The sequence below is a fragment of the Thiopseudomonas acetoxidans genome (genome assembly GCF_030362935.1).
GTDB classification, from domain to species: domain Bacteria; phylum Pseudomonadota; class Gammaproteobacteria; order Pseudomonadales; family Pseudomonadaceae; genus Thiopseudomonas; species Thiopseudomonas acetoxidans.
Genome location: NZ_JAUCDY010000014.1, coordinates 24,396 through 42,573 on the forward strand (window position 1 = coordinate 24,396; position 18,178 = coordinate 42,573).

At 50.6% G+C, this 18,178-nt stretch carries 17 protein-coding genes; 9 read left to right on the plus strand and 8 right to left on the minus strand.

The window, feature by feature from the left end; genetic code table 11:
- The first annotated feature begins 89 nt into the window (after positions 1 to 89).
- The 5 genes from bioB (at position 90) to bioD (ending at position 5,093) form a co-directional block, all read left to right on the plus strand.
- Positions 90 to 1,139, plus strand: a complete 1,050-nt coding sequence (gene bioB, locus QEZ41_RS10305; RefSeq protein ID WP_289411437.1) for a biotin synthase BioB — start codon at positions 90 to 92, stop codon at positions 1,137 to 1,139.
- Between the two features lie 169 nt (positions 1,140 to 1,308).
- The gene (gene bioF, locus QEZ41_RS10310; RefSeq protein WP_289411438.1) at positions 1,309 to 2,475 is read left to right on the plus strand and encodes an 8-amino-7-oxononanoate synthase; all 1,167 of its coding nucleotides are present in this window, start codon (positions 1,309 to 1,311) and stop codon (positions 2,473 to 2,475) included.
- A 41-nt stretch (positions 2,476 to 2,516) separates the two neighbouring features.
- The gene (locus QEZ41_RS10315) at positions 2,517 to 3,242 is read left to right on the plus strand and encodes an alpha/beta fold hydrolase (protein WP_289411439.1); all 726 of its coding nucleotides are present in this window, start codon (positions 2,517 to 2,519) and stop codon (positions 3,240 to 3,242) included.
- Entirely contained in the window at positions 3,235 to 4,029 is a 795-nt protein-coding gene (gene bioC, locus QEZ41_RS10320; RefSeq protein ID WP_289411441.1) for a malonyl-ACP O-methyltransferase BioC, read from the plus strand. The genes QEZ41_RS10315 and bioC overlap by 8 nt, the downstream gene beginning before the upstream one ends.
- A gap of 359 nt (positions 4,030 to 4,388) precedes the next feature.
- Complete coding sequence (gene bioD, locus QEZ41_RS10325) at positions 4,389 to 5,093, plus strand: dethiobiotin synthase (RefSeq protein ID WP_289411443.1); 705 nt, start codon at positions 4,389 to 4,391, stop codon at positions 5,091 to 5,093.
- A gap of 22 nt (positions 5,094 to 5,115) precedes the next feature.
- Here the strand turns inward: bioD and QEZ41_RS10330 are convergent, their stop codons facing one another.
- The 5 genes from QEZ41_RS10330 to QEZ41_RS10350 form a co-directional block, all read right to left on the minus strand.
- Entirely contained in the window at positions 5,116 to 6,966 is a 1,851-nt protein-coding gene (locus QEZ41_RS10330) for a Na/Pi cotransporter family protein (RefSeq protein WP_289411445.1), read from the minus strand.
- A gap of 119 nt (positions 6,967 to 7,085) precedes the next feature.
- On the minus strand, positions 7,086 to 7,418 hold the full coding sequence (locus QEZ41_RS10335; protein WP_289411448.1) for a multidrug transporter: 333 nt from the start codon (positions 7,416 to 7,418) through the stop codon (positions 7,086 to 7,088).
- Between the two features lie 122 nt (positions 7,419 to 7,540).
- Entirely contained in the window at positions 7,541 to 8,353 is an 813-nt protein-coding gene (gene mutM, locus QEZ41_RS10340; RefSeq protein ID WP_289411450.1) for a bifunctional DNA-formamidopyrimidine glycosylase/DNA-(apurinic or apyrimidinic site) lyase, read from the minus strand.
- Entirely contained in the window at positions 8,353 to 9,021 is a 669-nt protein-coding gene (locus tag QEZ41_RS10345) for a fumarylacetoacetate hydrolase family protein (protein WP_289411452.1), read from the minus strand. Before QEZ41_RS10345 ends, mutM begins: the two co-directional genes overlap by 1 nt.
- 346 nt (positions 9,022 to 9,367) lie before the next feature.
- Positions 9,368 to 10,762, minus strand: a complete 1,395-nt coding sequence (locus QEZ41_RS10350; RefSeq protein ID WP_289411453.1) for an FAD-binding oxidoreductase — start codon at positions 10,760 to 10,762, stop codon at positions 9,368 to 9,370.
- A 242-nt stretch (positions 10,763 to 11,004) separates the two neighbouring features.
- Here QEZ41_RS10350 and serA point away from each other — a divergent pair, with 242 nt between their 5' ends.
- Complete coding sequence (serA, locus tag QEZ41_RS10355; protein ID WP_289411455.1) at positions 11,005 to 12,234, plus strand: phosphoglycerate dehydrogenase; 1,230 nt, start codon at positions 11,005 to 11,007, stop codon at positions 12,232 to 12,234.
- A gap of 46 nt (positions 12,235 to 12,280) precedes the next feature.
- Here serA and QEZ41_RS10360 read toward each other — a convergent pair whose 3' ends face one another.
- The gene (locus tag QEZ41_RS10360; RefSeq protein ID WP_289411457.1) at positions 12,281 to 13,210 is read right to left on the minus strand and encodes an alpha/beta hydrolase; all 930 of its coding nucleotides are present in this window, start codon (positions 13,208 to 13,210) and stop codon (positions 12,281 to 12,283) included.
- 94 nt (positions 13,211 to 13,304) lie between these two features.
- Here QEZ41_RS10360 and QEZ41_RS10365 point away from each other — a divergent pair, with 94 nt between their 5' ends.
- From QEZ41_RS10365 to QEZ41_RS10375, 3 genes are all read left to right on the plus strand, one after another.
- The gene (locus tag QEZ41_RS10365; protein ID WP_289411459.1) at positions 13,305 to 13,850 is read left to right on the plus strand and encodes a DUF6436 domain-containing protein; all 546 of its coding nucleotides are present in this window, start codon (positions 13,305 to 13,307) and stop codon (positions 13,848 to 13,850) included.
- Between the two features lie 64 nt (positions 13,851 to 13,914).
- Entirely contained in the window at positions 13,915 to 14,604 is a 690-nt protein-coding gene (locus tag QEZ41_RS10370; protein ID WP_289411460.1) for a Crp/Fnr family transcriptional regulator, read from the plus strand.
- A gap of 76 nt (positions 14,605 to 14,680) precedes the next feature.
- Positions 14,681 to 14,875: a DnrP protein gene (locus QEZ41_RS10375; RefSeq protein ID WP_289411462.1), complete on the plus strand. Its 195-nt coding sequence runs from the start codon at positions 14,681 to 14,683 to the stop codon at positions 14,873 to 14,875.
- Positions 14,876 to 15,072: 197 nt separating this feature from the next.
- On the opposite strand, the gene QEZ41_RS10380 is transcribed toward QEZ41_RS10375, so the two are convergent.
- Together QEZ41_RS10380 and QEZ41_RS10385 are read right to left on the minus strand one after the other, a co-directional pair.
- Complete coding sequence (locus QEZ41_RS10380; RefSeq protein WP_289411463.1) at positions 15,073 to 16,179, minus strand: NnrS family protein; 1,107 nt, start codon at positions 16,177 to 16,179, stop codon at positions 15,073 to 15,075.
- Positions 16,176 to 18,020: a nitric oxide reductase activation protein NorD gene (locus tag QEZ41_RS10385; protein ID WP_289411464.1), complete on the minus strand. Its 1,845-nt coding sequence runs from the start codon at positions 18,018 to 18,020 to the stop codon at positions 16,176 to 16,178. Before QEZ41_RS10385 ends, QEZ41_RS10380 begins: the two co-directional genes overlap by 4 nt.
- Positions 18,021 to 18,178: the final 158 nt, after the last annotated feature.

An 18,178-nucleotide genomic window follows, 5' to 3' on the forward strand; every position in this document is an offset into this window, starting at 1 on the left:
TCAACTAAATTGTAAACCGTCACAATTCATATAGTTGACAGATGCATGCATATGCCTGAAAATTTCGCGTCAACCTCAAGGATGCCGCTATGTTTACAATTCGCCACGACTGGACACTCGATGAGGTCCTTACTTTACTGCAACAACCCTTTAACGACCTGCTTTTTCAGGCGCAACAAGCGCACCGACAACACTTTGATGCCAATCGCGTACAGGTTTCTACGCTGCTGTCGATTAAAACAGGTGCGTGCCCTGAGGACTGCAAATATTGCCCGCAATCAGGTCATTACAATACCGAGCTGGAAAAGGAAAAACTCCTTGAGGTGCAGCAAGTACTGCATGAAGCACAACAAGCAAAAATGCAGGGTGCCACGCGTTTTTGTATGGGCGCTGCATGGAAACATCCCAGCAAAAAAGAAATGCCTTACGTGCTGGAAATGATTAAAGGCGTCAGAGCATTAGGGCTGGAAACCTGCATGACACTGGGTAAGCTCGATGAGCAACAAACCAAAGAACTAGCTGATGCTGGGCTGGATTATTACAACCACAACCTAGACACCTCGCCTGAGTTTTATAACCAGATTATTACGACGCGCAGCTATGCAGATCGCCTGCAAACGCTCAATTATGTGCGCGAGTCAGGTATGAAAATCTGCTCCGGCGGAATCCTAGGCATGGGCGAGTCATTGGCCGACCGCGCCAAACTGCTGATTGAGCTGGCTAATTTGCCGGAACACCCGGAAAGCGTGCCTATTAATATGCTGGTTAAAGTGCCGGGCACACCCTTGGCCGATGCTGAAGATATTGATCCTTTCGATTTTATCCGCATGCTGGCCGTGGCGCGGATTATGTTGCCAAAAAGCCATGTGCGCCTGTCCGCTGGGCGTGAGCAAATGAACGAGCAGATGCAAGCACTTGCCTTTTTAGCCGGTGCGAACTCTATTTTTTATGGCGACAAGCTGTTGACTACAGGTAACCCACAGGCTGAGCGTGATCGCGACCTGTTTGCCCGTTTAGGTATTCAGCCTGAGCAGCGCCACGACCACAGCGACGAGTCGCATGCCGCGACAATTGAGCAGTACGTACTAGAACAACGCACCTCCAACCTATTCTACAACGCGGCCGAGCAAAGAGCATGACCACAGGTTTTTTAGCGCCATCCTGCTGGGTTTCCTGCAGGAGCGCAAAAAATTTGTGGGAGCGCATCTTATGCGCGATTACAGCCCGAAACCGGCATCTGATGAGCCTGCCCACACACTCGCATCGTCCAGATGCTGGGCTCCAATAGAATTTCGCCCCTTATAAGCTATGAAAAGCCTCAACCTTAAAGAACGCCTGGCGCAGCAACAAGCGGCACAGCTTTATCGCCGACCGGTATGCCTTGAAAGCCCTCAGGGCGTACAGATTCGCATCCAAGGGCGCGAATATCTGTCTTTTGCCAGCAACGACTACCTTGGTTTAGCCAATCACCCTGACGTAGTCGCTGCTCTGCAACAAGGGGCAGCAACTTGGGGTGTAGGCGGTGGTGCAGCGCACTTGGTCACCGGCCATCTTTTGCCCCACCAGCAACTAGAAGAAGCGCTGGCACACTGGACTGGTCGTGAGCGCGCTTTGCTATTTAGCAGCGGTTATCAAGCTAACTTGGCCGTGATCTCTGCCCTGCTTGGCAGTGGCGATACTCTACTGCATGACCGCCTTAATCACGCTTCATTGTTAGATGCAGGCCGTTTATCAGGGGCGCGTTTTTCACGCTACTTGCATAATGACATGGACAGCCTTAGTACTCGTTTAAGCCGTGCACGCGGCAACACTCTGATTGCTACCGATGGCGTATTCAGTATGGATGGCGATCTAGCGCCTTTACCTGATATTTGCCGCCTCGCGCAACAACAGGACGCTTGGGTCATGGTCGATGATGCTCATGGCTTAGGCGTGCTCGGCAAAACCGGCGCTGGCTCATTGGAGCTCTTTAATCTATCCAGCCAAGAGGTTCCCGTACTCATGGGTACGCTAGGTAAAGCCTTGGGTACCAGCGGTGCGTTTATTGCCGGCAGCCACGAATTAATTGAGGCACTGATACAGTTTGCGCGCCCGTATATTTACAGTACCAGCAGCTCACCGGCTTTGGCTTGTGCCACCCTGGAGAGTCTGCGCATCGTGCAAAAAGAACACTGGCGACGCCAACATCTGCAGCAATTAATTGCACTGTTTCGCCAAGGTGCGCAGACACTGGGACTACAGCTGATGCCCAGTACAACAGCAATTCAACCGATACTCATTGGTGACAGCGCACAAGCCATGCGGCTTGCACAACAATTACAAGAACATGACCTGTGGATTACCGCAATTCGCCCGCCCACTGTGCCCAATAGCAGCGCCCGTTTACGCATTACCCTCAGCGCCGCCCACAGCACAGCCCATATTGAGCGTCTGTTAGAAACATTGGCGAACATCCTGCCAAAGGAGCAAGAATAAGTGACCCTTTATAAACAAGCAGCCAACTATCGAGCATGGTCATGACTAAGCAGACATTAATCCTCTTGCCCGGTTGGGGACTCAGCAGCACTACGCTGCAACCTTTAGCTGAACTATTGTCACGAGACCTGTGCGTAGAAATACGAGCACTGCCGGATTTTAGCCAAGTCGATTGGTTAACACAGTTGGAACAAGAACTGCCCGATAACTGCTGGCTCGCGGGCTGGTCATTGGGTGGAATGTTGGCAACGCTGTTAGTCAGCCGTCAACCTGAGCGCTATGCGGGTCTAATTACTCTAGGCAGCAATGCCAGCTTTGTTGCTCATGCTAACTGGCCGCACGCCATGGCATCGCTTACTTTCTCTGTATTCGCCAAGGCCGTGAAGCACTGCCCCAGCATGGCACTTAAGCGTTTCATCAGCCTGTGCGCCCAGGGTGATGATCAGCATAAACGGCTTGCCCAACGCCTAGTCGCGCTAAATGAAAATAAAACAAACCCATTAAGTAGTGAAGCGGCCATAGCTGGCCTAGAAGTGCTAGCCGAGCTGGATAACCGTGCGCCAATAACCGATTATAGCGGCGCACAGCTGCACCTTTTGGCAGAACAAGACGCCCTAGTACCCAGCGCAGTGCTGAAAGACATGCAGCAACTAAATCCCCTTGCCCGGGTTGAGCTTATGCTCGGCAGTCACGCTTTTGTGCTCTCTGATGCACAGCTGGTGGCCGAACGCATGTTAGATTTTATCCACGAGACTCAGCATGCTTAGTTCAGTTATGCCATTGCACGAAGTCAATCCCATTGCCACATGTTTTTCGCAAGCGGCCTGCAGTTACGACAGTGCGGCACACTTGCAGCGCGAAGTGGGTCAGCAATTATTACAGCTGTGTCCTTCTGCTCTAGCTGTCCAGCACTGGCTCGATCTGGGTTGCGGCACCGGTTATTTTTCTCAGCAACTGGCGCAGCGTTACCCACAGGCTCAGGGGTGCGGTGTGGATATCGCCCAAGGTATGTTGCAACATGCGCAGCGATTGCGCCCCTATGCGAGTTATCTGTGTGCTGATGCGCAAGCATTACCCCTCGTCAGTAACAGTGTGGATTTAATTTTTAGCAGCATGGCTTTGCAATGGTGTGATGATTTTGCCGCCGTGTTAGCCGAAGCTAAGCGAGTGTTAAAACCCAATGGGATTATTGCCTTTACCAGCGTAGCCGAAGGCACCCTGTACGAGCTAAAGCACAGTTGGCAGGCGGTCGATAACCAACCGCACATTAATCAGTTTCGTCGCTTTGCGGACTATCAGCGATTGTGTGAGGCCAGTGGTTTAAAGGTTGTGCACTTGCGCTGCCAAACGCTGCAACAGCATTTTTCTAGCGTGCGCGAGCTAAGTCAAAACCTTAAGCAGCTTGGCGCCCACCATGTGCAAACGGGCCGCAACAATGGTTTAACCAGTCGCCAGCAATATATGAAGCTCAGTCAAGCTTACGAACAACAGCGCCAGCCCCAAGGCTTACCAGTAACCTGGCAGATGGTCTATGCCGTGCTGCAAGCGGTTTAATTGAATTATGTGGGAGCGCAACTTTTGCGCGATGCGGACTGTCCGGCAGCGGTTAGGCTTAATCCTAAAAATTTGGATTTGGCTTAACTGACGCAGAACTTCAACCAAGGCACAGTCAAATGTGGGACCTGCCTTGGCAGGGAATTAGAGCCTCTTGCTCCGTTACGGCTTGGGTGCATTTCCCGTTCCCCGACAAGTCGGGTCCCACAAAAGCGAGCGTCATGACTGGGCATTTGAGTGGCTGGCTAAGCTGGCTCCAACAGTTGAGGCTTACTTGTGGGAGCGCAACTTTTGCGCGAATCGAAGGTACCGCTGCTTTAAACGCATTTTTTACACAACTCAGACAGGCAATATGATTAATGGGTAACGCTTTTTTTATCACTGGCACCGACACCGATGTAGGGAAAACCACCGTCGCGGCGGGATTGCTCTGTGCCGCACGCCGACAGGGATTCAGCACCTTGGCTATCAAACCCGTCGCCTCGGGCTGTGATTTAACCCCGCAGGGGCTACGCAATAGTGACGCACTGGCACTAGCACAGCAATCCAGCATCAAACTGCCCTACGCGCAAATTAACCCTTTTGCTTTTGCCCCAGCGATTGCACCACATCTGGCTGCACAGCAGGCTGGCGTAAAGTTAGACGTGACCACCTTGCAACAGGCGTGCCTGCAGGTCGTTAACCAACAGGCTGACTTGACGATAATTGAAGGCGCAGGCGGTTGGCGCGTACCCATCTGTGCTAGCCAAACTATGGCGGATTTAGCAAAAGCATTGCAGTTACCGGTCATTTTAGTGGTGGGTGTACGCTTGGGTTGTATCAACCATGCGCTCTTAACCGCAGAAGCCATTGCCCAAGATGGTTTAAAGCTAACTGGTTGGATTGCCAACTGCCTAGATCCGACTATGCCTGCTCTGGCAGACAACCTTATCAGCCTAGAACAGCATCTTAAGTCCCCATGCTTAGCTCAGGTCCCATGGGTGGCCGATGACAATATAGAGCACATTGCAGAACACTTCTCAGCGTTAATGCCGCAACTGCTCGCTGTATCAGATCCAGATTAAGTCTTTTTATTGAATCAGGTCATCAAAGCTCAATCAGCGGCGCTTCTTCATCACCAACCAAGTGACGCAGTCCGCGCAGTAGTTGATTTTCTTCCATCAAACCTAGCTGCAGCACGTTTCTTAAACTCTGCGTAATTCTGCTGCTGTAGCCGAGATCATTAATCAACGAACTGGCCTGCATGCTATCAAGCTGTTGTTTACGCACTTCAGAAAAAATGCGTTGACGAAACTCAGTGTCAAACTTTGCTGCCTGTTTATCCAACCACTCCAAACGATTGCGCCAAATATCATCCGGCAAATCCAAGCGACTCACCTCGCGCACCTGACGTAGCACCCAGAGTAAATGACGGCGCAAATCCAAATAATGGTTATGCACGTACGATCGATCATCACGCAGATAGCGGCCCAGATTTTTTTGTAAATGTTTGGCATCTTTTACCGCGTCTACCAGCTGCAACGCCGCCAACTGGCAGGTCAGTAAAAAGCTTTGATGCTCCTCATCCATTTCCACGGTCAAGCGGCTCATAAAACTCAGTAAATCCGAGTAAACGCCCTTGATATGCCTCTGATACAGCAGCTCTGCGTCCAAACTCGTGACATCATCAGGGCGCGCATTAAGACAAGTTTCATCCACGCGCGATGCAGTCAATTGCGCTACTGGCTGATACAGCGCGTGACAGATCACCTCCAGACTCAAACGCCCTAAATGCTGTAATTCTTGTACCACCGCACGCGATGCCGTATCGGCAGAAGTTAAGGCTGAATCGCTTAAATAACGTGCTTTAGTAACAGGCACAATCAGCTGCTCTTGCAAGCTTGGTTCGGGTGTTTTTTTATCCGTAATCAGCACCGCCGGCTCAACCGGGTCAGGCAAGTAACGCAACAAAGCCTGCTCTAGCCAGCGCTGGATTGGCCAAAAAATAGTCACACCCGTCAGGTTAAAAATAGTTTGAAACAGCGCCAGTTGCAGTAGTGAATTACCGTCCACCATGATGGTTTGTACTAGCCATAGTAAGGGCGTGAGCAGCACGAAGGTCACCACACCGGTAACTATGTTAAACATAGTGTGCACCAGCGCCAAACGTTGTCCACTGCGATTGCCGCTGAGCCAGCCCATAATAGCCACATTAATACTGCTGCCGACACTGCCGCCAATAGCGATCGACATGCCCTGCCATAATTCAATTTGTCCTGCCGCCAAAGCCGCCAGCACCAACATGAGCGTCGCATGGCTCGACATCAACATCGCCGTTAATGCCATCCCCATTGCCACAAAAATCAGCTGTCCAACATAGCCGGTCTTAATCTGCTCGGTTAAGTCTAAGCTGCCACCTAAGTCAGCAAAGCCGCCTTTCATCTGCTCAATGCCCATAAAAATAAAGGCAACGCCAAAGATGATACGCCCCGCTGCTTTACCTTTATCGCCTTGAAAGCCGGCCAAAACACCAAACACCAACATGGGTAACGCCAAGGGCGACAGGCTCACGTTTTGTCCGGCAGCGGCCAACAACCACATGCCGCCGCTTGTGCCTAAGTTAATGCCCAATAAAATTGAGATGCCACCAGCTAACTGAATGAGTCCCGTACTGATAAAGGCGATGGTGAGCATGGACATCAGGGTGGTTGACTGCAGAACCATGGTGCCAACCATGCCAAACAGAAAACCCTTAAACTGTGTGGCTGTACTGCGCTCTAGCCACTGCTCAAGCTTACCGCCGGCCAGTTGCTTAAGCCCTTCTTCCAAACACTGCATGCCAAACAAAAATAACGCGATCCCAGAACTCAGGCGCAACCACGCCGTGCTGTACCAAAAACTTATCGATAGCACTATGGCAGCGAGTAGCAGGAAAAAGTATTTTTTTGTTAGTGCCATTATTCAGTGTGACCGTAGAGTTTGTGTCGGCTGGCATGCATTATCACTTATTTTGTACGCCCAAACCAACAAAGGCCGCGCTCCGAAAGGAGGCGGCCTTAAACAAACTTGATTTGAATCTACTGTTCGGCTTGATAACCCGATTTGGTGCAACCTAGGCAACGAACAAAAGCGGCCTTGCCCGGTTCGACCACCAAGGCTTTACCGGCTTTATCCACTGTGCCGCTTAAAGCCGTAAAAGGCAGAGTAACAACAAACAAGCCTGTACCTATAACGGTACCCGCGATTAAAAACGGGCGGGCAATCACAGCATCTGCAACCATGGCATAGGCTTCAGGAGTATCAGTGTTGTACTCTGGGTTACCACTTGGATTGCCCCCGGCCATTGCAGGTAACGAACCTAGGCCCATTACTAAGGCAAGTGCAGCAGCGATTACACGAAATAAGCTCATAACAGCGTTCCTTCAGCAGTTTATTGATAGACAATTTAACTATATAGGCGACTGATTGTTTTGTCAGCGCATAGTTGTTTTTTCAACTAACTAATTACCACTTTCGCCAAGTACATCAAAGATTAACGCTGACATTTTGTACAGTACACGCTTGAACGCTGACCTAGCTTGACCTCTTTTAACACTGTACCGCATTTTAAACAGGGCTGCCCAGCACGACCGTAAACAAACAGCTTTTGTTGAAAATAACCCGGTTTGCCATCACCACCAACAAAGTCTTTCAATGTCGTGCCGCCTTGTTCAATGGCGGCAGCTAAGATGCGTTTGATCTCATCCACCAATAACACGCAGTGTTTTTTGCTTAACGTGCCCGCGGCTTTACGTGGTTCAAGGCCCGCCGCAAACAGCGCTTCATTGGCGTAAATATTGCCCACGCCCACCACCACGGCGTTATCCATAATAAAGGGCTTGATGGCTTGTTTGCGCCCCTGCAGACGCGCATGCAAATAGTCTGCAGTAAAATCATCACTCAGTGGTTCAGGGCCAAGCTTGAGCAACAGCGGATGCGCAGCCAGTTCCGTTGTCCACAGCATGGCTCCAAAACGACGCGGATCGGTGTAGCGCAGCATCTGCCCCGAGGCCAATTCAATATCCACATGATCATGTTTGGCTATGGGCTCATTATGCGGTACTAGGCGCAGACTACCGGACATACCCAGATGACAAATCAGCGTGCCCACCTCTGCATGCAACAATAGATACTTGGCGCGGCGCTCGATCTTGGTAAAGCGTTGTCCTGACAGGCGCACATCCAAATCATCTGGAATAGGCCAGCGCAAGCGTGCATTGCGTACCACCACGCGTTCCACCTGCTGATTGAGCAAGTGCGGCTCAATCCCGCGGCGGGTGGTTTCTACCTCGGGCAGTTCAGGCATTAGCGGACAAAGGTTTCAAAGCGGCTTTTCAACTCAGGTAGCTCCATAATCACCTGATCACCAGACTGCAAAGGTCCTACGCCTGCGGGTGTGCCGGTGAGAACAACATCGCCTGGCTGCAAGGAAAATTGTCCGGAAATATGTTGAATAAGCGGCACAATCGGATTGAGCATTTCGCTACTATTGCCCTGCTGACGCACGTCACCATTCACGGTGAGTCGTACTTGGATGTTATTGATGTCGCTGACGGCATCGCCACTGACAAAAGGCGCGAGCACGCAGGCGCCATCAAAGCTTTTCGCTACTTCCCACGGCCAGCCTTTTTTCTTAAGTTCGTCCTGGACATCACGCAGGGTTAAATCCAGCGCAGGCGCGTAGCCAGAAATGGCATCCAATACTTCTTCTTCGTTGGGACGCTTAGACAAAGGTTTACCAATCAGTACGGCGATTTCGATTTCAAAATGCACCGCGCCGCGTTCCTGCGGAATATTAAAACCATTCACTGGGCAAACCACTGAGCTGCCAGGCTTGATAAATAACAGCGGCTCGTCAGGGACTGGGTTGTTAAGTTCTTTGGCGTGCTCAGCATAGTTGCGCCCTACACACACCACTTTACCCATGGGGTAGTGAATATTAGTGCCATCTTGGTATTGATGTTGGTAACTCATTTTTGCTTACCTTCTTTAATTCGCTGGTGAAATTGGCTTAGGTGTCAGTCGCAAGCGATGCATATTCCGTAAAGTCGCCGTGAATACATCCCTGTAGGCTCCACGGCGGCATCCATGCCGTCAAGGCTTTGCTCCATATACAACGCTCGCGCCCAGTTTAAGCGTTAGCGTTGGCTGGCGGTTTTGCTGCGTGCGGCTTGCACTGCTCTTAATGTTGCGAGCATGGCGTATGTTTAAGCAAAGCTTTGGCCGCCAAGGATGGCGACCGAGAGCCTACATGGACGTACTCGCGGCGTCTTTGCGTGACGTGCGCCATGCTCGCAACCTGCACAGTATGCACACCTCATCAAACAGCAAAAATTTTCCCCGGATTCATAATGCCATTAGGATCGAACACGGCTTTAACCGCTTTCATCACTGCGATTTCTTCTGCGCTACGACTGTAATACAGGTAATCACGCTTAGTCATACCTACACCGTGTTCGGCAGAAATCGAGCCGTTGTATTTTTGTACTGTTTCAAACACCCACTGATTAACCGTGGCGCATTTGGCAAAGAACTCGTCTTTATCCATCGTCTCAGGCTTGAGAATATTCAAATGCAGGTTGCCGTCGCCAATATGACCAAACCACACCACTTCAAAATCAGGGTAGTTTTTAGTGACAATCTCATCAATATCACGCAAAAACGCTGGAACCTTACCAACAGTTACTGAAACGTCGTTTTTATACGGCGTCCAATGAGCAATGGTTTCGGAAATGTATTCGCGCAACTTCCACAGGTTTTCTAACTGCTGCTCGCTCTGGCTCATCACGCCATCCAGCACCCAGCCTTCTTCCATACAGCGCTCAAATACCGCCAACGCCTGATCCATCACCTCTTCGCTTGCGGCTTCAAATTCCAGCAACGCATAAAACGGGCACTCAGTATCAAAAGGAGCAGGTACATCGCCACGCGCCAAGACTTTCGCCATGGCTTTATCGGAGAAAAACTCAAACGCTGTGAGGTCTAGTTCTTTTTGAAAAGCGTGTAACACCGGCATGATGGAGTCGAAATCCGGCGCGCCCAATACCATAGCAGTAAGATTCTTCGGCGCGCGAGTCAGGCGCATAGTAGCTTCAACTACAAAGCCAAGCGTGCCTTCTGCACCAATAAACAACTGACGTAAATCATAACCGGTGGCATTTTTTATCAAATCCTTGTTGAGCTCTAACAGCTCACCTTTGCCGGTAACCACTTTAAGACCAGCGACCCAGTCGCGGGTCATGCCGTAGCGAATCACCTTGATGCCGCCGGCGTTAGTGCCAATATTGCCGCCAATCTGGCTGGAGCCGGCTGAAGCAAAATCGACCGGATAATACAAACCCTGCTCTTGGGCAAACTGCTGCAGCTGCTCGGTCACTACACCCGGCTCACAAACCACGGTGCGATCCATCTCGTTAAACTCAAGGATACGATTCATATAGTCAAAGGACACCACCACTTCACCATTGGCAGCCACCGCCGCGGCAGACAAGCCTGTGCGCCCACCAGACGGCACGAGCGCGACGTTACACTCATTGGCCCAGCGTACAATGGCCTGCACCTGCTCCACACTGCGCGGAAAAGCAATCGCCATGGGGGCTGGGGTGAAATGTTTGGTCCAGTCGATACCGTGACTGGCTAAGGAGTCGGTATCAGTTAAGAGCTTGCCGCTATCAACAAGTGTTTTAAGCTCTTCAATCAGGGCTTGATGGGTCATTGTGTTACTCTCAGTTTTTTCATCACGGCCCTGAGCAAACTTCAAGGCAAAAAAGTTTAGGTTAGTTGTAGAATTATACAGGCACAGAGGAAATCATGCTGACTTTACTCTGGCTTATGATAGCATAGACACCCCGCTAATCGCGCACCCTGCCGATTCCCGGGCCGGTCTTTTTAGTCACCGTTCCGGCCAGCATTGACTGTCCGTTTCATTGAACACTTCAGGACAACAGGTTTACGCAGATGAGTAAGACATCGCTTGATAAAAGCAAAATTCGCTTTCTTCTTCTTGAAGGAGTACACCAGAACGCTCTCGACACACTGAAAAAAGCGGGCTACTCCAACATTGAATACATAACCGGCGCATTGCCCGAAGATGAGCTGAAAGAGAAAATTGCTGACGCACACTTTATCGGTATTCGCTCTCGCACCCAGCTCACCGAAGAGGTGTTTGAGTGCGCCAACAAACTAGTCGCTGTAGGTTGTTTCTGTATTGGTACTAACCAAGTTGACCTGAACGCTGCACGCGAACGCGGTATTGCCGTCTTTAATGCCCCTTATTCCAACACCCGCTCAGTCGCAGAACTAGCAATCGGCCAGGCCATCATGCTCCTGCGCGGTATTCCCCAGAAAAACGCCGAATGTCATCGTGGCGGCTGGATGAAAAGCGCAACAGGCGCGTATGAAGTACGTGGTAAAAAACTCGGTATTATCGGTTACGGTTCTATTGGCACACAACTTTCCGTATTGGCCGAAGCCATGGGCATGCAAGTGTACTTCTACGATGTGGTCACCAAGCTGCCCTTAGGTAATGCGGTACAGATTGACAGCCTAAACGAGCTACTGGGCATGGCGGACGTTGTCTCGCTGCACGTACCACAATTGCCTTCCACACAGTGGATGATTGGCGATGAACAGATTCGCGCTATGAAAAAAGGCAGTATTCTGCTTAACGCAGCACGGGGTACCGTGGTGGTTATCGAAGCCTTGGCAGAAGCAATCAAAGACGGTCATTTAGCCGGTGCCGCCATTGATGTATTCCCCGTTGAGCCGCGCGCCAATGGTGAGGAATTCACCAGCCCACTGCGCGGTCTAGACAACGTTATTTTGACTCCGCACATTGGCGGCTCAACCCAAGAAGCGCAAGCCAATATTGGCTTTGAAGTGGCCGAGAAGCTGGTTAAATACAGTGACAACGGTACGTCGGTCTCTTCTGTTAACTTCCCTGAAGTGGCACTACCTTCACACCCCGGCAAACACCGTATCCTGCATATTCACAAGAATATCCCAGGCGTAATGGGTGCGATCAACAAAGTCTTTGCTGATAACAACATCAACGTTTCCGGTCAGTTTTTACAAACCGACGACAGCGTTGGCTATGTGGTGATTGATATTGCCGCCGAGCACTCTGAATTGGCACTGAGTAAGCTGCAGGAAGTTGAAGGCACCATGCGCTGCCGGATTCTTTACTAAGTCAGTCATGCGCGGGTGATAGCCTTGCCCGCGCGCCCGCTTAACCTTACAAGAACCTCTCAATAAAACTAAACTCTTGCTGCCGGTAATGTGCCTGCTCATTGACTAAATGATGTCCAGCGCCCGGTAACATGAAGAGTTCAGGTTGCTTAAACTTATCTTCTAACACGTTAAGATTGTGTCGCCAGTCCACCGTCTGATCGCCATCTCCCTGCAAAATTATCGGGCTCATCTTTTTAGCCTGTGCCTTCTCAATTTGCGGAATCCAACGCGATAAAGCACCCACCCAAGCCGTGGGCAGCACATTCGCTTGCAGCGGATCGCGCTGCAAAAACTCAACAAAATCTTTATCCGTCGAATTATTGGTGCGCTGCCTAGGCACCTGCTTAACAAAAGGACGTAGGCTTTGATAGAGCAGTTTCGATTGGCGCCAAGCCCGCGGACGCACTAGGGGTGCAAAGAGTATTAAGTGGCCTATTTCTGACAATGGCTGCTGGTTCAGCGCATAATCCAGCGCAATAGCACCCCCCATACTTTGTCCCGCCAAGTGCCAAGGCGCAGGCAAAGATAATTGCTGCGCCACCTCAAACAACGCAGCCAATACCGCTTGGTACTCAGAAAACTCAGAGATACTGGCGCGCGCACCCGTAGACAACCCATGCCCTGGCAGATCACAACTCAGCACGGCAAAATTATTATTCAGTGCCCAGCGAAATAAATGTCCGTACAATCCCATATGATCATAGTAGCCATGAAGCACAATCAAGGTCGCCACTGCGCGCTGCGGTATAAAATAGTGCACTGCTAGCTGATAATTAAGCACTTGCATACGCCCAAGGCGCTGCTCTATATTGCTCGGTTTAAAATCCAGCCGATAGAAATCACGCCAGTTTTGTGTCCAAGCGGGCTCGACCTGTTCGGAAAACAGCTGGGGTAAAGAGTTTTGCGGATTTAAACTGATAAAATCAGGCGGCATAGGCTTTAATCGTCTGCGACAATCTGTTCATTTAGTTAACTCTTGAGACCTGTCAATCTAGACTGACTCTGCAAGCATAGCGCACTTAATAAAAATGATTAAAAAATTTCTTATTGCCTTAGTAATTCTACTCTGGGTGGGCGTTTTGCTCAGCGCGCTCTGGTGGTACAACACCACCTACATTCGTACCGAATTTTTTGCGGGTCAAGAATTACAGCTGCCACAAGACATTGCTGGGCCGGGTCGGATTCGCTTGGTACATTTTTGGGATCCCAGCTGCCCCTGCAATCTTGGTAATCAGCAACACCTCGGCGAGCTAACTCGCGACTACGCCGACAGCGTTGATTTTTATCATGTGCAAATGCCCGGCAGTAACGGTCACCTGCCGAAAACACTAAACAGGCTAAAACCTATAAAAATCCACGTTAATACTGATATTTTGCCGGCAAGTCCCGCCGTTGCAATTTGGGATGAATTTGGTCAACTCGCCTATTTTGGCCCCTATAGTGAAGGGGCTATCTGCAACTCCAGCAATAGCTTTGTAGAGCCCGTTCTTGAGGCGCTCAAGCAAGGGCGCTCGGTGTTATCTGGCAGCAACCTAGCTGCTGGATGCTTTTGCACTTGGCAACCTTCACCCTAGCGCGACAAGTGTGCTAGTCTTGGACTCAGCAGTCTGTTTACATGCCTCAAGCCGAGAACCAACTATGGAACCGCATCCGCTATACCAGAAGATTTTGCGCGAGCATCATCTTTTCCAGCCACTCACCGAAACACAACTTGCCAAATTGCTGGAAGAAAGCCAGCTGGTTAACTTAGAGAAAGACCAGTACGTATTTCATCAGGGTGAGCCCTGCGTCAACTTTGGCTTTGTAATCTCCGGCAGCATTAAAATTTACCGCCTCACACCAGACGGGCAAGAGAAGGTTTTTGAAGTTGTAGGCGATCGCAAGACCTTCGCCGAAGCTATGATGTTTATGGATCACCAGCAATACGTCGCCACATCTCAAGCAGTGACGCCCACACAAATGCTGCTGATACCCAACACCAGTTATAAAGCTTTGATTAAAGAAAATAGTGAACTCTCCACTGCGCTACTGGCTGCCTTGTCTATTCGGCTGCACCAACGCCTTAATGAAATCGAAATTCTCTCACTGAAAAACGCTACTCACAGAGTGATTCGCTATATCCTTTCACAAGCGTTGCGCTCCTGCAGCAGTTGCCAAACCCCTAGCTTTGAGTTGCCGATTGCCAAGCGTTTAATCGCTGGTCAGTTGTCGATCCAACCAGAAACTTTTTCACGCATTATTCACCACCTCAGTCATGAAGGCATTATTCGTGTTGAAGGCCGCCTGATTTGTATTTTGGATAGGGACCGCCTAGAAAAGTACGAGTAATCTTTGATTGCTATCAAGCTGTTTTGACAAGCTTACGTGGCATATTTGTATGCACGCTTTAAACAGGGTGAACACAATGGCCACGTGTCTTTATTGCCAGCAAGATAATCCAGACGACCTCGCAACTTGCCAACACTGTGGCATGGCACTGCCGCAGCAGCAAAAACAGCGCGCCGCGCAACGCTTGGTGCGTTTCAAGTGGTTTGTGATTGCCCTAACTATTTTCTGCGCAATCATGATTATCTGGTTACCCCGCTCGATGCCCAGCTAGGTTTAACCCCTGCAATTCATGGGTATGAATGCCTCCCTTAGGTAGGAGCGCAACTTTTGCGCGAATGTGACTAGCCGGCAGCGCCTAAGTTAGGTTTTTAACCGGCAGCGCCTGAGTTGGCTTTGTCATCCGCCAGCACTTGAGTTGGGTTTAGAGCCCGTATTGCGCATAAGATGCGCTCCCACAAGTGCAGTGTGTTATCTGCACTGCCAAAATACCCAGATCAGGCTGGCGAAGCCGAGTGACCAGCACAGCATGGCGCTGTGCACTAAGGGTAGGTAGGCGGCTGGAAAGACAGGCGCAAAAATGCGTAGCAACGCCCCCATGACTAGCAAAGCCGTCGCCAGATGACTGGAGCGCAGCGCGTTGGCGTCTTTAAAGCGTTTCACTACCGTCACCCGTGCCATAATGCTTACCATTAACACACCCATCGCGCCCACTGTCAGCGTGTGTATGGCAACTAAACCAGCCAGCGGCGAGTAGGCCCCCGCTGCCAGCAGCAACAAAGCTGTGCCCAGACTGGCGTAACCAAAAAACAACCACAGAATATCCAGTCGCCGCCAATAGCGCCAAGGTTGCCAACGTAACAGCCTTAGCCAAACAACAACTCCTGCCACCCCTAAAGCCAACGCCTGCAGTAGCGCGGTTGCATCGAGCACTTGCAACAACAAAGCCAGCGTGAGACTGATTAAACCCGCACCCTCCAAATTCGGCTGAACTCGGTTTTCCATGCGGATGTTTTGCTGCAGCCAAAAACTCGCCAAGGTAGGTGCTATTACTCGCCCACCCATAAAAAACATCAGTGCCGCCAGCACCAACAAGCCGTGCGCTAACAGCCGGTGCAACACCAACGCATCGTAGCCAGCCAAGGTGGTAGCAATACTAAATAAAATAATGATAGGCGCGACACTTTGATTACGCCATTTCTTGGCACGCCAAAAACGCGGTACCACCCAATAACTCAATAACGCAGCACCGGCAGCAGCAAACAACATCACCGGCAGGCTAAAGGGCCAAGCCAAAAAACCAATACGCGCCAGCAACCACAAAGCGATATAGCCCAAGAGCTGCGGCTTGGGCATAGGTCCCAACAAGTAACCAGACACCACCAAAAATGCCATGCCAAACAGCATTTCATGGGCATGACCAAAGGGTGTCTGTAGTCCAGCAGGTACAGGTAGGTAACCCAGCATTCCCAGTACCGACAACGGTAGCATCAGCACGCCATAGGCAGCGGCTAGGGGAAATAGCCATTGCCTGGCTTGTACTTTGACGGGTTTGCGAGACGTGTTTACTAGGCTCATGGCTCAGTTAGTAGCCGGTATAACTGCGGTAAGCGCGTAGGCAACTGCCCGGGCTCTTTAATCAACGTATAACCATTAGCGCCGAACATATAGGGCAGATAGTCACCCGCTTTTTGATCAATGGTGATACAGAATGGCAGCAAGCCTGCCTTACGTGCTTCTAATACCGCTTGGCGGGTATCTTCCACACCGTAGCGTCCCTCATAGACATCCAAGTCATTGGGCTTACCATCGGTAATCAATAACAACAGTTTGCGCTGATGTGGACGCTTGCTCAGTAACTGGGTAGCTTGACGAATCGCAGCACCCATACGGGTATAATAACCGGGTTTTAACGACTGAATCGCACCGCACACCTTGGCGTTATATTTGTTGTCGAACCCTTTAATTTCTATCATCCGCACATGCTGGCGACGCAGCGAAGAAAAGCCATACACAGCAAAGTCATCGCCAACTACGGATAACGCCTCGGAAAATAACATCAGGCTATCGCCGACAACATCAATCACACGACGCTCGTTATCCACGTGGGCATCGGTCGACATAGACAGGTCTGCTAGGGCTAAGCAGGATAAGTCACGCTGCTTGCGCTGCAGATCCATAAACAAACCCGGCTGTTGGGTTTGCCCCTGTTTACGCTGCACGTAAAAATCCACACAGGCTTGCAGATCCAGTTCACTGCCCTGCATTTGCTGTTTATACCAACGTGGCTCACTGCGTAGGTTTTCAAACTGACGGCGTACTTTATGTGCTAAAGCAGTTAAACGCTCCGGCAAGGGCATAGGCTCTTGCAAGCGTGGCTGCATCATTTGCACGTTAACGTAATCCTCGCGCAAACAATTTCGGCGAAAATCCCATTCAGGCAGCTTGATACCCTCGCCCATCGGCAAATCATCAACATCGGCTGGAGGCAAGTCCAAGTGCAGCTTTAAGCCACCGCCCTTACGTTTGCGTTTTTTCGACAGCGCAATCTCGTCCAGATCATCGGCGACCCGTGCAGCATCAATATCATCGTTATCATCACCACAACGATCAAGATCAATGTGCTCTGTCCAGGTAAAGAGACTTTCTAAACGAAACAGCAACAAACCCTGCTTGCCGGTATTGTCATCTACACGGCTGGCTTGTTTGCGTACCTCTTTCCCCTCACCTTGAGAGCGACCTAATAAATCGCCATCTTCCTCTTCTTCCCAGTGCGTTTGCTGGGGATCACCCAGATTAAGCGGCGGATAGAGCCACAAAGCCACCGGCCATGGCGCACTCTCACTCACTGGAAATTCGGTAATAGAGCCGGGTTTTAATAATGCTTGACGAATCGCCTCTTCCACAGCGGCCTCTGCCGGCGGAAGATCTTCTGGTTTAGGACGCAAGGCAATATGCGCCAACACCAGTTCGGCATAGCGCGATTGTAAGGCGGGATATTGCTCTAACAGCTCCGCAATCCATGTTTGGTTATCGCGCGCCCAGTGGCGCATAGAGCCTGCATGGGCGGCAAGAATGGTTAGCCAACGATAGAGCTCGCGGTTGTATTGCGTTTCTGGGTATACCGCGATGCTGGCTGGTAGACGCACGCTATGCGAATCACGCCAAGCAACTGACAGCTGCTGGGCTGTGCCAGCAATTTTTTGCAAGAAAGAGCGCCTAACCATCATTTGCCGGGCATGCGCCGCTTCTAAGCTGACTTCATGACCGCCACCCATGGCGCGGAATAATAACGCTAGGCCAGGCTGGATGGTTTCTAATTCTATCCGAGCATCTGGGTATTCAGGATCAGCTTTGCGCGTAATAAAGCGGTGCCAAATACTACCTGCTAACTCTTCAACTTCAATCGCAAAACTCATGCTCTTTCCTCCTGTACCCCTAGATACTGCGAGCTGTAGGCAGAAGAACAATACACGATTAAAACCGTCGCTGTCGCGCATTAACATGCGCTCCTACAGCTCCTAGCTGTACCCAACTAAACTGGGGTTTTCTAGAGAGTTATTTATACAACAAATAA